We start from the raw sequence: 13,234 nt of genomic DNA on the forward strand, positions 1-13,234 counted from the left end.
CCCCAAATCACGGCTAAGTGGGAAAGGATGTGGGAAGGCCATGACAACCAGGAGGTTGGCTTAGAAGCAGCCATCCTTTAAAGAAAGCGTAATAGCTCACTGGTCTAGTTAAGCCGGCCTGCGCCGAAAATGTATCGGGGCTCAAGCCGTGTACCGAAGCTGCGGATGTGATCTTTGATCACGTGGTAGCGGAGCGTTCCGTAAGCCTGCGAAGGGTGTCCGTGAGGCCGCCTGGAGGTATCGGAAGTGAGAATGCTGACATGAGTAGCGACAAACAGTGTGAGAAACACTGTCGCCGAAAGTCCAAGGGTTCCTGCGCAAGGTTAATCCACGCAGGGTGAGCCGGCCCCTAAGGCGAGGCCGAAAGGCGTAGTCGATGGGAACCACGTTAATATTCGTGGGCCTGGCGGAGGTGACGGATCGGAAAGCGTGTACGATCTTATCGGATTGATCGTGCTGTGGACCGGTTCCAGGAAACAGCCCCGCCTTATAGACCGTACCCCAAACCGACACAGGTGGACTGGTAGAGTATACCCAGGCGCTTGAGAGAATGGTGTTGAAGGAACTCGGCAAATTGCCCTCGTAACTTCGGAAGAAGAGGGCCCCGTTGTGGCGCAAGCCATGGCGGGGGGCACAGACCAGGGGGTAGCGACTGTTTACTAAAAACACAGGGCTCTGCGAAGCCACACAAGGCGACGTATAGGGTCTGACGCCTGCCCGGTGCCGGAAGGTTAAGAGGAGAGGTGCAAGCCTTGAATTGAAGCCCCGGTAAACGGCGGCCGTAACTATAACGGTCCTAAGGTAGCGAAATTCCTTGTCGGGTAAGTTCCGACCTGCACGAATGGCGTAACGACTTCCCCGCTGTCTCCAACACCAACTCAGCGAAATTGAACTCTCCGTGAAGATGCGGAGTTCCCGCGGTCAGACGGAAAGACCCCGTGCACCTTTACTACAGCTTTGCAGTGGTGCTAGGGACTTCATGTGTAGGATAGGTGGGAGGCTTGGAAGCATGGGCGCCAGCTCGTGTGGAGCCATCCTTGAAATACCACCCTTGAAGTCTCTGGCATCTAACCGTGGCCCGTTACCCGGGTCCGGGACCCTGCATGGCGGGTAGTTTGACTGGGGCGGTCGCCTCCCAAAGTGTAACGGAGGCGCGCGATGGTGGGCTCAGAGCGGTCGGAAATCGCTCGTCGAGTGCAATGGCATAAGCCCGCCTGACTGCAAGACTGACAAGTCGAGCAGAGACGAAAGTCGGCCATAGTGATCCGGTGGCTCCACGTGGACGGGCCATCGCTCAACGGATAAAAGGTACGCCGGGGATAACAGGCTGATGACTCCCAAGAGTCCATATCGACGGAGTCGTTTGGCACCTCGATGTCGGCTCATCACATCCTGGGGCTGGAGCAGGTCCCAAGGGTTCGGCTGTTCGCCGATTAAAGTGGTACGTGAGCTGGGTTTAGAACGTCGTGAGACAGTTCGGTCCCTATCTGCCGTGGGTGTCGGAGTTTTGCGAGGATCTGTCCCTAGTACGAGAGGACCGGGATGGACATACCTCTGGTGCACCGGTTGTCACGCCAGTGGCATGGCCGGGTAGCTAAGTATGGACGGGATAACCGCTGAAAGCATCTAAGCGGGAAACCCACCTCTAAACCAGAGCTCCCTTGAGAGCCGTGACAGACCATCACGTCGATAGGAGGCATGTGGACGGGCAGCAATGTCTGAAGCTAAGCCTTACTAATCGCTCGATCGGCTTGATCTCACCCCCACAAACCGCGCCATGCGCAGCAGCAAGCCTGCTCAAAACAGCAAGCTTGACAGCACGCACAGCCGTTCGATACATCCTCCCTCACTTGCACTGAACAAGCACATGCTTCGGATGAGGCGTCGGTCTTGAGCCTTGGTGACCTGGTGGTCATGGCGAGGTGTCAAACACCCGATCCCATCCCGAACTCGGCCGTGAAAAGCCTCCGCGCCAATGGTACTGCGTCTTAAGACGTGGGAGAGTAGGTCGCCGCCAGGTCACTCAGGCTCAAGAGACGCTCAATCCAAAGCATAAGCTTGCATCGTCACAGTCCGTCACCCCATATCAAGAACATCCGCGGGGTGGAGCAGCCCGGTAGCTCGTCAGGCTCATAACCTGAAGGCCGCAGGTTCAAATCCTGCCCCCGCAACCAAATCACCGAAAAGCCCGCCTCCATCCGGAGCGCGGGCTTTTTGCTGTTCCGGGATCTCTTCTCCCCCGACCGCAGCGTCCGGGCGCAAACGCATTGCATGGTTTCAAGTGAAACGATATGGTTGGCCCAACCGATCAATGACGGCCGCGCCACCCGGAGGGTTGGGGGTGTCGGCCGCGCCTGTGGAGAAAACGGATGTCCAAGAACTTCGCCTCGCATGCCGATCTGGACGAAAAGACCGTCAGTTTCGACAAGCTGTCGGACAACGCCTATGCCTATACGGCGGAGGGTGATCCCAACACCGGCATCGTCATCGGCGACGATGCGGTGATGGTGATCGACACCCAGGCGACCCCGGTGATGGCGCAGGACGTCATCCGCCGCATCCGCGAGGTCACCGACAAGCCGATCCGCCATGTCGTGCTGTCGCATTACCATGCGGTGCGCGTTCTTGGCGCGTCGGGCTATGCGCCGGAACAGATCATCGCCAGCGAGGACACTCGCGACCTGATCGTCGAGCGCGGCGAGGCCGACATGGCGAGCGAGATCGGCCGCTTTCCCCGCCTGTTCCGCGCCGTCGAATCGGTCCCCGGCCTCACCTGGCCGACCATCACCTTCAGCGGCAAGATGACGATGTGGCTGGGCTCGCTGGAGGTACAGTTGCTGCAACTCGGCCGTGGCCACAGCAAGGGTGACACGGTAGTGTGGCTGCCGCAGCAGAAGATCCTGTTCTCCGGCGACCTCGTCGAATATGGCGCCACCCCCTATTGCGGAGACGCCTATTTCACCAACTGGCCGGCGACACTCGACGCCATCGCCGCGCTGAAGCCCGAGAAACTGGTACCCGGCCGCGGTGCCGCCCTGACCACGGCGGAGCAGGTGCAGGAGGGGCTGCGCGGCACCCGCGCCTTCACCAGCGAGCTGTTCGAACTGGTCAAGCAAGGCGTCGCCGAGGGCAAGGACCTGCGGGCCATCTACAAGGACACCTACGCCGCGTTGAAGCCGAAGTTCAGCCATTGGGTGATCTTCGACCATTGCATGCCCTTCAACGTCACCCGCGCCTATGACGAGGCGACCGGCCACGTCGATCCCCGCATCTGGACCGCCGAGCGCGATATGGAGATGTGGCGCCAGCTGGAGGGCTGACGCCACCGTTTCCCATCAGGCGGTGACGATCAGGCGGATATGGCGCTTGCGGCCGGCCGACAGAACGGCCGGTGCGCTGAGCGTCGCCGCCTCGTCCGTCACCGGCTGACCGTCCAGACGGGCGCCGCCGTCGCGGATCAGGCGGCGCGCCGCGCCTTTGGAGGCCGACAGGCCGGCCGCCACCAGCGCATCGACCAGCGGAACGCCGTCGCTCCCCACCTGACGCCGCAACGTGATCTCCGGCAGACCGTCGCCGCCGGGGGCGAAGGGGCTGCCGGCGGCGGACGCCGCCCGTTCGGCCTCCACGGCGCCATGACACAGGCGGGTGGCCTCCGTCGCCAGGATGATCTTCGCCTCGTTGATCTCGGCGCCTTCCAGCCGCTCCAGCCGGGCGATCTCGTCCAGCGGCAGTTCGGTGAACAGGCGCAGGAAGCGGCCGACATCGGCATCCTCGGTGTTGCGCCAGAACTGCCAGAAATCGAAGGGGCGCAGCGCATCCGCGTTCAACCAGACCGCACCGCCGGCGGTCTTGCCCATCTTGGTGCCCGACGCGGTGGTCAGCAGCGGCGTGGTCAGGCCGAACAGCTCGCGCCGGTCGACCCGGCGGGCCAGCTCGATGCCGTTGACGATGTTGCCCCACTGGTCCGACCCGCCCATCTGCAGCAGGCAGCCGTGGCGCCGCGACAGCTCCAGGAAATCATAGGCCTGGAGGATCATGTAGTTGAATTCCAGGAAGGTCAGTGGCTGTTCGCGCTCCATCCGCTGGCGCACCGACTCGAAGCTCAGCATGCGGTTGATGGTGAAATGGCGGCCGACGTCGAGCAGGAAGGGCACGTAATCCAGCCCGTCCAGCCAGTCGGCGTTGTCCACCATGATGGCGTCGGTCGGACCGTCGCCGAACGTCAAATACTGGCCGAACACGCTGCGCAGCCCGGCGGCATTGGCGGCGATCTGCGCGTCGTCCAGCATCGGGCGCGTGGTGTCGCGGAAACTGGGATCGCCGATCCTGGTGGTGCCGCCGCCGATCAGGACGATGGCGCGGTTGCCGGTGCGCTGCAGCCAGCGTAGCGCCATGATCGACAGCAGATGCCCGACATGCAGGCTGGCCGCCGTGGCGTCGAAGCCGACATAGGCGGTCAGCACCCCGCCCGGCGCCGCGGCGGCGAGGCCCGCCAAATCGTCGGCCGGGTCGCTGCATTGGTGGAGGAAACCGCGGTCGCGCAGGATGCGCAGGAAATCGGCGGCACTGGAGTTGGTCGGCATCGGGACGTCTCTACGGTTGGCCGGGCCGTCCGGAGACTGTCTCTGTATGGGGAGAGAACCATGGCCGCCGGACTTGCGACGGCATGGTTTCGGGTATGACCGATCGACGCCGCGCTATGCGAGCGGCGGATAATACATCGGGGCAGTGAGGGCGATGTGGTCGATCATGGCGCCTTCCCTACACCGGCATGCCGGAAAGATCCACCCCGTATCCTTCATTTCCGCCCGAGCATCTGGCGGCGGGCCAGCGCGCGGTGCAGTTGCATGCGCTGCGATACGCTGCGCAGGCGGGGGCTGCGGGCGCCGGGGGCGAACAGCCCGTCCAGGTTCCGGCCGAACATTTCCCAGCTGCGCAGCGGCCCGGTGTCGATGTGCAGGAAATGCGAGCGCGGATACCAGCCGACGCCGCCGCGTTTCAGGTCCAGCGCGCTGCGGTGCGCGTCGGGTAGGCGCGACGGCAGGGTGACGTCCAGGGCGCGGCCCAGCAGATGCTGGCTGTGTTCCGCCACCCCCAGGCTGCGGGCGGCCAGCATGGCGTTGGTTTCCGGCGTGCGGAAGGCCGACAGGATGGTCGCCTTGGACTGGCCCACCGCCTCCAGGATGTCGGCCAGGAAGTCGAGCGTGCCGACGTCGACCGGCCCTTCCTTGTTGGCGTGGTGGTCACGCAGGAATTTGGCGAGATCGGCCATCGCGTCGGGCAGCGGGCCGGAGGCGTCGCGATAGGGACCGTCGAAACTCTCGCCGGTGTTCTGGTTCTTCAGGCTGAGACGGCGCGGCGCGGCGGGGGCGGCCAGCGCACGGTCGGACATCAGAACCAGCGCGCCGCACCCGATCAACAGGCTGCGGCGCTTCAGGGATAAGGGCGAAGAGGACATGCGGTCGGTCGATTCCTTCGGCAGGGCACCGTCAGGTCAACAAAATGGCGACCGATTCGCAAATGCAAAGTGTCGGCGCATGGCGCGGCTGCATGGCAGGCAGGAGTGCCGGGCCTTCAAAGCAGGCGCTGCGCCTTGAAGCTGGTGTGCCGGCCGCCCTTGCCGATCACCAGATGGTCGTGGACGACGAGCCCGACGGCGTTGCCGGCGCGGACGATCTCCTTGGTCATCTCGACGTCGGCGCGGCTGGGGGTGGGGTCGCCGGAAGGGTGGTTGTGCACCAGGATCACGGCGGCGGCCGACAGCTCCAGCGCCCGCTTCACCACCTCGCGCGGGTAGACGGGGGTGTGGTCGATGGTGCCGCGCTGCTGCACCTCGTCGGCGATCAGCTTGTTCTTGCGGTCGAGGAACAGCAGCCGGAACTGCTCCGTCGGCTCGTGCGCCATGGCGGCGGCGCAATAGTCGATCAGCGCCTGCCAGGAGGCGAGCACCGGCCGGTCGATCACCCGCTGCTGCAGGGCGCGCAGGGCCGCCGCCCCGACGATGCGCACGGTGGCGACGGCGTTGTCGGTGCCGAGCGACACGCCCTCCGCCTTCAGGCCGCGCAGCCGTTCGGGCGGGGCGTTGACCACCCCCCACAGGTCGCCGAAGGTCCGGATCAGCAGCTTGGCCAGTGGTTTCACGTCGCGCCGCGGGCTGGCGGCGAACAGCACCATCTCCAGCAGCTCGTAATCCTCCAGCGCGTCGGCGCCGCGGTCGAGGAAGCGGCGGCGCAGGCGGTTGCGGTGGTCGAGGTAATGGGGATCGCCGTCCTCCGCCCCGTCCTCCGTCCCGCCGTCCGGGTCGGCGGGCAGGGGTCCGGTGGTGGCGGTATCGGTGGCGGCATCGATCTGGGACGACAGCAGGTCGGGGAAGGGCAGGAGGCCGGCGCTCCCGCCGGCGTCGTCCATCTGCGCACCGCCGTCCTTGCCCGCCGTTCCGCGAGCCTTCCGGCCGCTCCCACCCGAAGCCTGTCCTGCCGTCCTGCGTCCTGCCATCGGTCATCGCCATGCATCTGTATGGAGACGACTATAGCGTCTGATCGCGCGAGCGCACAGGGGTTGCGCTCGCGCGGGTAGAGAAAGCCTTTCGGCGCCTCTGGTTCAGTCGGCGAGGCCGGGCTGTTCGTTGCCACGGCCGGGCAGCATGCGGGCCAGGACGCCGTCGCGGCGGACGAAGTGGTGCCACAGCGCCGCTGCCGCATGCAAAGCGGCAAGCGCCAGGATCAGGTTGGCGCCAAGCTCGTGGATTTCCTTCACCGAGCGGCCGAGCGTGCGGTCGGCCTCGACGGGGGAGGGGATGGTGAACAGGCCGAAGAAGGACAGCGTGTCGCCACGCAGCCAGGTCAGCACCACCCCGACCAGCGGGATGCCCAGCATCAGGAGATAGAGCCCGAGATGGACGGCCTGGGAGGCGCCGCGTTCGACCGGCGTCATCTCCGGCGGAAGCTCGGGCGTGCCGCGGGTGAAACGCAACCCGATCCGCACCAGCACCAGCCCCAGCAGCAACAGGCCGAAGGAGATGTGGAGCCACCAGATCGTGGCGCGCATCGGATCCCCGCGTTCATAGAAGCCCTCGCCGTAGGTCAGCAGATAGACGCCGACGATCAGAAGGGCGATCAGCCAGTGCAGGGTTTTCTGGGTTGCGCTGTAGGTGTTGGGCATCGGACGGACTCCGGTGGAAAGGCGGCCGAAGCACGCCTCCGTTCAGGCGGTGATGTTCAGGGTACGGCCGCGGTTGGGGTCGGCCGGCAGGCCGGGGGCGGACCCGCGCGACTCGGCGGCCTGGGCGGCGGCGCTCTCGCGGGTGTCGTTGTCCCGGTCGCCGTCGCTGTCGATCCCGGTGGGGGCCGGCGGGGTTGCCGGGCGGCTCTGCAGCGGCGACGGCATCGACGGCAGGGAGGCGGAGGAGGTGGCGGACAGCATCGGCGGTCATCCTGGCAGGAGCGGTTGGGGGCCGGGGCCGGTCACGCCGGCGCGGCCCGAGGAGGGACAATCCCCACCGGTCTATCCTGCCAAGCTTACATGTGGCTTACGGGGCGCCGGAGACAGCGGGGATCGGCCGTCCTGCGTCGGTTCGCCGCTGCATAGGCGGAAAGTGCAGGGTGAAGCTGGCGCCGCCGCCGGGAGTGTCCTCGACCGAGACGCTGCCGCCATGCGCCGCCATGGTGCGGGCGACGATGGACAGGCCCAACCCGGCACCCTTGGAGCCGTCGGTGCGGTCGCGGCCACCCTGCCAGAAGCGTTCGAACACATGGGCGCGCATGTCCGGCGGAATGCCGGGGCCGCGGTCGATCACCCGCAGCACCGGCGCACCGGCGGCCGAAACCGCCAGCTCCACGCTGACCGTGCTGCCGGCCGGGGCATGGCAGACGGCGTTTTCCACCAGATTGCGCAGGGCGCGGAAGAGCGGATCATGGGCGCCGCGCACCGGCCGCGGCCGGTCGTCGCCGACCACCTCGATCAGGCGCCCCTGCCCGAGCGCCAGCGGGGCGAGATGGGCCGAGACCTCCACCGCCAGTCCGGCCAGATCGACCGTCTCGTCGGGGGCGATGCGCAGGGCGTCCAGCCGGGCCAGATCGAGAAGCTGGTCGACCAGCCGGGCCATGCCGGCGACATCCTCGCGAATCGGGGCGCCGGGGCTGCCGATCAGCGCCAGATGGGCGTCCAGCACCGCCAGCGGCGTGCGCAGCTCGTGCGCGGCGTCGGCGATGAAGCCGCGCTGGGCCTCGTATCCGGCCTCCAGACGGTCCAGCGCCTGGTTGACCGCACGGACCAGCGGCAGGACCTCGCGCGGCATGCCCTGTTCCGGCAGCCGTTCCGACACGCTGTCCGGCCCGATGGCGGCGGCGCGGGCCGAGGCGCGGCGCAGGGGGCGCAGGCCGCGATGGATGATGACGAGGTTGACCAGGATCAGCACCAGGGCGAAGGGCAGCCAGATCCAGCCGAAATGCTCGACGAACTCCTCCAGCAGCCATTCGATGTGCAGTTCCTCCTCTCCGGAGGCCACCTGGATCCAATAGGGCCGGCCGCCGACGGTGATGCGGTGGCTGAGGCCGTAGAGCGGCGGTTCCCCAGTCTGTGCCGGCACGCGGAAGACGCTGTGCGGCCGGTCCGTCGCGCCGGGGTCGAGCGGGCCGTCCACCCCGTCGGAGCCGAGCAGCAGCCGGCCATCCCCGTCGACCACGGCGAAGGAGGCGGCATTCACCCGCAGCATCGCGCGCACCGACTCGGGCAGTTCGGTGTTCAGCCTCTCATCGGGCCCGCGGACCGCCTTCTCGATCACGCGGGCGACGCCGGACAGGGTCCTTTGGCGCATGCGGTCGTGGGTGCCCTTGAACTCGACATAGAGCAGCAGCGCCGTGGTGGCGACCGCCAGCAGCGTGACCAGCACCAGCCAGCGCGCGATGGCCGCCAGCAGGGACGGCGGGCGGTGCTCCTTCGCGCCGGCGCTCATTCGCCGTTCTCGCCACCGGCCTCCGCCGGGGTTTCGGTCAGGATGTAGCCGATGCCGCGCAGGGTCTGGACGCCGGCCGTCGCGCCGGCGGCCTGCAGCCGCTTGCGCAGCCGATGGATCAGCACCTCGACCGCGTTCGACCCGACCTCGTCGCCGAAGCCGTAGAGACCGTTTTCCAGCGCCGCCTTCGACACCACCCGGCCAGCGCGGCGCAGCAGCAGTTCCAGCGCGTCCAACTCGCGCCGGCTGAGGTCGAGCGGCCGGCCGGCGACGGTTGCCAGCCGGGCGGCCGAATCGAAGGCGACGTTCCCCTGCTGCAGCACCATGCCCAGCGCCGCCCCCGGCCGGCGCAGCAGGGCGCGGATGCGGGCCACCAGCTCTTCCAGCGCGAAGGGCTTCAGCAGATAGTCGTCGGCCCCCAGGTTCAGGCCCCGGACCCGGTCGTCCACCCCGTCGCGGGCGGTCAGGATCAGCACCGGGGTGGTGTCGGCCCGCGCCCGCAGCGCCGACAGCAGCGTCAGCCCGTCGGCATCGGGCAGGCCGAGGTCGAGCAGGACGGCGTCGAACCCGGCGACCGCCAGAGCGTCCGACGCATCCTCCGCGCTGTGGACGAGGTCGACGGCGAATCCGGCCTTGCGCAGCCCCTCGGCGGTCAGGGACGCCAGCCGGCGGTTGTCTTCGATCAGCAGAAGCCGCAAGGGAAAGGTCCGGAGCCGTGGGCGGGGTGCGGTGGCCGCGACTCTCCGCCTTTTGTCCGGCGACTGCAAGCAAGGCGGGATGGGGGCAGGGCGGGCTTCACCTCAGCCAGGGCGCGGTGGCCCACAGGTCGCGCAGGGCCTTGGTCGATCGGGCCAGTTCGGCGGCGTACTGGTCGGGAGGCAGCAGGCGGAGAGGCTGATACAGCTCCGTCATCCTGGCCTGGAAGGCCGGATCCCTGGTGGCGCCGGCCAGCGCGTCGATCAGCTTCGCCCGCACGTCGGGCGGCAGGCCCCGCGGGGCGGCGATGCCGCGCAGCGACGACATCAGCGTGGGGAATCCCTGCTCCGTGAAGGTGGGAATGTCCGGCACCTGCGGCTGCCGCCGCTCGGTCATCACGCCCAGGATGCGGATCCGGTCCTTCTTCTTGTACTCCATCGCCTCGCCGACATTCACGGCGCTCAGCATGATCTTCTTGTTGACCAGCGCCGCCTCGTTGGCGGCGGAGCCCTGGAAGGGCACATGGGTGAAGGTCACGCCGGCCTGACGCTGGAACATCAGCATCGCCAGATGGTCGTCGGACCCGATGCCGGTGGTGCCGACCGTCATGCTGTCGGGGTTGACCCTGGCAAAGGCGGCGACGTCGGCCAGCGAATGGAACGGGCTGTCCTGATGAACGGCGAAGGCGCCGGGATCGTCCACCAGATTGTAGAGCGGGTCGAGCCGGTCCAGCGAATAGCGGGCCTGACGCTCGATCGGGATGGCGTTGACGTTGGGCGAGTTGATGGCGCCGATGGTGTAGCCGTCGGGGGTTGCGTCGGCGATGGCGGCGAAGCCGATCTCGCCGCCGGCGCCGGGCCTGTTCACCACCTCGATCCGGGCGCCGTTGCCCAGATGCCTTTCAAGGATGGGCGCCAGCGCACGGACCAGCAGGTCGGTGCCGCCGCCCGTGCCGAATGCGACGATCATCGTAACCGGCCTCTCCGGATAGGCCGCCCGGGCATGCGTCGCCGACAGGAACAGGGCGCCGGCCACGGATGCCAGGGTCAGAGCTTTCCAGAACGTCATGGTCCCCCCTTCGACGATGCGCCGCGCGGGCGGGCCGGAGGCGGCTTGCCGAGGGCAAGGGGTGGCATCCGGGCCGATTCGGCACAAAACGGCAGCCATTCCGGCGGGTTCGCTGTAATCGCGCACGGCGACGGTCCGGCTGCCGCGGAATATCTGGGATTGTTCCTAATTCAGCAAGAACAATCCTTCAATGCTGAAGCATATGGTTTGGCGTCATCGCGTCAATACACCGCAGAAGTTCGGGTATGATTGATGGCAGGGACAGGGTTTTCCAAATATGTACTGCGGATATGCCGGTGAAGTCCGAATATTTTGCTTTCCTGTTACCTGCCGCCTGAAGTCGAGAATCGTCGGCGGACAGTCGTCTTCCGCCGCCCGGTCGCCGGCGGCCCTTAACGCGGAGTTGCGGCCGCCCAATATGCTTTGGCGTCTTGCGGCCGGGGTTTTTCCCTTTATTCGCGAAGGCAATGAAATCTTTATCGGTCCGTGATATGCGATGCATTCACCGGTACTCGCGGTCGTCGCGCCGGATGGGCCGCGGGCGGCGGAAGGGGGGCGGAACGGGCGGCGGCGGACCGACGGAAAAGGACGGCATTCCGGCCCATTCCCAGGCGTTGACAGTTGGTGGGCACCGCACTATGGTGCGCGCCTTCAATCGAGCCGCCGAGCGTTCAGGAACAGCATCATGAAAATCGTCAACTCCCTGAAGTCGATGAAGACGCGCCATAAGGCCTGCCGCGTGATCCGCCGCAAGGGCCGCGTCTACGTCATCAACAAGCAGAACCCCCGTTTCAAGGCCCGCCAGGGCTGATCGATCCGCAAGGGTCGATCGACTGCGAGGCCGGGCATCGCGCCCAGCCTCTCCGTCATCGGGTGTTTACGCAAGAGCCGCGCCTTCGGGTGCGGCTCTTGCGTTTTGGGGCTTCGGTATCGGGAACTGCATCGTCTTGTATTAGGATCGCGGCGGATGGTACGTGTGGCGGACGAGTTCGCCGCAACGGGATAAGGACCGCCCGCCATGAAGATGCCGGTGCCGGACAGCGGGGTGATTGCCCGCCGCCGGGAGATCGTGGAGGCGCTGCGCGCCATCGTTCCGGGCGAGGGCGTCATCGTCGACGAGAACGAGCTGCGCGCCTATGAGTGCGACGGCCTGACCGCCTTCCGCCAGCTGCCGATGGTCGCCGTTCTGCCCAGCACGGTGGAGCAGGTGTCGCAGGTCCTGAAGGCCTGCAAGGCGATGGGGGTGAAGGTTGTGCCGCGCGGGGCCGGCACCTCGTTGTCCGGCGGGGCGCTGCCGCTGGCCGACGGCGTGCTGCTGGGGATGGGCAAGTTCAAGCGCATCCTCGACATCGACTATGCCAACCGCTGCGTCACCGTGCAGCCGGGGGTGACCAACCTCGGCATTTCCAACGCCGTGGCGCATGAGGGCTTCTATTACGCCCCCGACCCGTCCAGCCAGATCGCCTGCACCATCGGCGGCAACATCGCCGAGAATTCCGGCGGCGTGCACTGCCTGAAATACGGGCTGACCACCAACAATGTGCTGGGGCTGGAGATGGTGCTGATGGACGGCACCGTCATCCGGCTGGGCGGCAAGCATCTGGACGCCGGCGGCTACGACCTGATGGGAATCATCACCGGGTCGGAAGGGCTGCTGGGCGTGGTGACCGAGGTCACGGTGCGCATCCTGAAGAAGCCGGCGACCGCCCGCGCGGTGCTGCTGGGCTTTCCGACCAGCGAGCAGGGCGGCGACTGCGTGGCCGCCATCATCGCGGCCGGCATCATCCCCGGCGGTATGGAGATGATGGACCGCCCCGCCATCCACGCGGCGGAGGCCTTCGTCCATGCCGGCTATCCGCTGGATGTCGAGGCGCTGCTGATCGTCGAGCTGGACGGCCCGGCGGCGGAGGTCGACCACCTGATCGACCGGGTCGAGGCCATCGCCCGCGACAAGGGCGCCTGTTATGCCCGCGTGTCGAAGAGCGAGGAGGAGCGGCTGGCCTTCTGGGCCGGGCGCAAGGCCGCCTTCCCGGCGGTGGGGCGGATCAGCCCGGACTACTACTGCATGGACGGCACCATTCCGCGCAAGGCGCTGCCGCTGGTGCTGCAACGGATGCAGGAGATGTCCGACCGCTGCGGCCTGCGCGTCGCCAACGTCTTCCATGCCGGCGACGGCAATTTGCACCCGCTGATCCTCTACGATGCCAACAAGCCGGGCGAGCTGGAGGCGGCGGAGGAGTTCGGCAACGACATCCTGCGCCTGTGCGTCGAGGTCGGCGGCGTGCTGACCGGCGAGCATGGGGTGGGGGTGGAGAAGCGCGACCTGATGACCGACCAGTTCGACGAGGCCGATCTGCAGCAGCAGCAGCGGCTGAAATGCGCCTTCGACCCCGACGGCCTGCTGAACCCCGGCAAGGTCTTCCCGACGCTGCACCGCTGTGCCGAGCTTGGCCGGCTGCACGTCCACCAGGGGGAACTGCGCTTCCCCGACATCCCGCGCTTCTGAGGGGCAGCCCA

The 13,234-nt window shown here is 66.9% G+C and carries 11 protein-coding genes, 1 tRNA gene and 2 rRNA genes (1 of these 14 only partly in view); 6 read left to right on the forward strand and 8 right to left on the reverse strand.

The window, feature by feature from the left end; genetic code table 11:
- The 4 genes from B9N97_RS15035 to B9N97_RS15050 form a co-directional block, all read left to right on the forward strand.
- A 23S ribosomal RNA gene (locus tag B9N97_RS15035) occupies positions 1-1,759 on the forward strand; it begins 986 nt to the left of the window's first position.
- 145 nt (positions 1,760-1,904) lie between these two features.
- Positions 1,905-2,020, forward strand: a 5S ribosomal RNA gene (gene rrf, locus B9N97_RS15040).
- A gap of 77 nt (positions 2,021-2,097) precedes the next feature.
- A tRNA-Met gene (locus B9N97_RS15045) sits at positions 2,098-2,174 on the forward strand.
- Positions 2,175-2,369: 195 nt separating this feature from the next.
- Positions 2,370-3,320, forward strand: a complete 951-nt coding sequence (locus B9N97_RS15050) for an MBL fold metallo-hydrolase (RefSeq protein ID WP_085087916.1) — start codon at positions 2,370-2,372, stop codon at positions 3,318-3,320.
- Positions 3,321-3,335: 15 nt separating this feature from the next.
- On the opposite strand, the gene tyrS is transcribed toward B9N97_RS15050, so the two are convergent.
- From tyrS to B9N97_RS15090, 8 genes are all read right to left on the reverse strand, one after another.
- Positions 3,336-4,583 (reverse strand): tyrosine--tRNA ligase, encoded by a 1,248-nt coding sequence (tyrS, locus tag B9N97_RS15055; protein WP_085087919.1) that lies wholly within the window; start codon positions 4,581-4,583, stop codon positions 3,336-3,338.
- A 215-nt stretch (positions 4,584-4,798) separates the two neighbouring features.
- Positions 4,799-5,458, reverse strand: a complete 660-nt coding sequence (locus B9N97_RS15060; RefSeq protein WP_085087922.1) for a YcbK family protein — start codon at positions 5,456-5,458, stop codon at positions 4,799-4,801.
- 116 nt (positions 5,459-5,574) lie between these two features.
- Positions 5,575-6,495 (reverse strand): RadC family protein, encoded by a 921-nt coding sequence (radC, locus tag B9N97_RS15065; protein WP_085087925.1) that lies wholly within the window; start codon positions 6,493-6,495, stop codon positions 5,575-5,577.
- A 105-nt stretch (positions 6,496-6,600) separates the two neighbouring features.
- Positions 6,601-7,161: a cytochrome b gene (locus tag B9N97_RS15070; protein WP_085087927.1), complete on the reverse strand. Its 561-nt coding sequence runs from the start codon at positions 7,159-7,161 to the stop codon at positions 6,601-6,603.
- Positions 7,162-7,203: 42 nt separating this feature from the next.
- Positions 7,204-7,422 (reverse strand): hypothetical protein, encoded by a 219-nt coding sequence (locus tag B9N97_RS15075; RefSeq protein ID WP_085087930.1) that lies wholly within the window; start codon positions 7,420-7,422, stop codon positions 7,204-7,206.
- 106 nt (positions 7,423-7,528) lie between these two features.
- Positions 7,529-8,953, reverse strand: coding sequence for a sensor histidine kinase (locus B9N97_RS15080; RefSeq protein ID WP_085087932.1), 1,425 nt, complete (start codon positions 8,951-8,953; stop codon positions 7,529-7,531).
- A complete protein-coding gene (locus B9N97_RS15085) occupies positions 8,950-9,651 on the reverse strand; it encodes a response regulator transcription factor (protein ID WP_085087935.1) in 702 nt (233 codons plus the stop codon). The genes B9N97_RS15080 and B9N97_RS15085 overlap by 4 nt, the downstream gene beginning before the upstream one ends.
- A gap of 97 nt (positions 9,652-9,748) precedes the next feature.
- Complete coding sequence (locus B9N97_RS15090; RefSeq protein ID WP_085087938.1) at positions 9,749-10,717, reverse strand: tripartite tricarboxylate transporter substrate binding protein; 969 nt, start codon at positions 10,715-10,717, stop codon at positions 9,749-9,751.
- Between the two features lie 685 nt (positions 10,718-11,402).
- On the opposite strand from B9N97_RS15090, the gene ykgO reads away from it, so the two are divergent.
- Positions 11,403-11,528: a type B 50S ribosomal protein L36 gene (gene ykgO, locus B9N97_RS15095; protein WP_012973122.1), complete on the forward strand. Its 126-nt coding sequence runs from the start codon at positions 11,403-11,405 to the stop codon at positions 11,526-11,528.
- A gap of 207 nt (positions 11,529-11,735) precedes the next feature.
- Positions 11,736-13,223 carry an FAD-linked oxidase C-terminal domain-containing protein gene (locus tag B9N97_RS15100; RefSeq protein WP_085087941.1) on the forward strand — a complete coding sequence of 496 codons (1,488 nt, stop codon included), beginning with the start codon at positions 11,736-11,738 and terminating at the stop codon, positions 13,221-13,223.
- Positions 13,224-13,234: the final 11 nt, after the last annotated feature.

Origin of the sequence: Azospirillum oryzae (assembly GCF_900177515.1) — a bacterium.
GTDB lineage: Bacteria > Pseudomonadota > Alphaproteobacteria > Azospirillales > Azospirillaceae > Azospirillum > Azospirillum oryzae_A.

What these genes read in the sequence shown, in the direction of transcription:
- B9N97_RS15050 (WP_085087916.1), top strand. Translation starts at nt 2,370, where the DNA reads ATGTCCAAGAACTTCGCCTCGCATGCCGATCTGGACGAAAAGACCGTC.
- tyrS (WP_085087919.1), bottom strand. Translation starts at nt 4,583, where the DNA reads ATGCCGACCAACTCCAGTGCCGCCGATTTCCTGCGCATCCTGCGCGAC.
- B9N97_RS15060 (WP_085087922.1), bottom strand. Translation starts at nt 5,458, where the DNA reads ATGTCCTCTTCGCCCTTATCCCTGAAGCGCCGCAGCCTGTTGATCGGG.
- radC (WP_085087925.1), bottom strand. Translation starts at nt 6,495, where the DNA reads ATGGCAGGACGCAGGACGGCAGGACAGGCTTCGGGTGGGAGCGGCCGG.
- B9N97_RS15070 (WP_085087927.1), bottom strand. Translation starts at nt 7,161, where the DNA reads ATGCCCAACACCTACAGCGCAACCCAGAAAACCCTGCACTGGCTGATC.
- B9N97_RS15075 (WP_085087930.1), bottom strand. Translation starts at nt 7,422, where the DNA reads ATGCTGTCCGCCACCTCCTCCGCCTCCCTGCCGTCGATGCCGTCGCCG.
- B9N97_RS15080 (WP_085087932.1), bottom strand. Translation starts at nt 8,953, where the DNA reads ATGAGCGCCGGCGCGAAGGAGCACCGCCCGCCGTCCCTGCTGGCGGCC.
- B9N97_RS15090 (WP_085087938.1), bottom strand. Translation starts at nt 10,717, where the DNA reads ATGACGTTCTGGAAAGCTCTGACCCTGGCATCCGTGGCCGGCGCCCTG.
- ykgO (WP_012973122.1), top strand. Translation starts at nt 11,403, where the DNA reads ATGAAAATCGTCAACTCCCTGAAGTCGATGAAGACGCGCCATAAGGCC.
- B9N97_RS15100 (WP_085087941.1), top strand. Translation starts at nt 11,736, where the DNA reads ATGAAGATGCCGGTGCCGGACAGCGGGGTGATTGCCCGCCGCCGGGAG.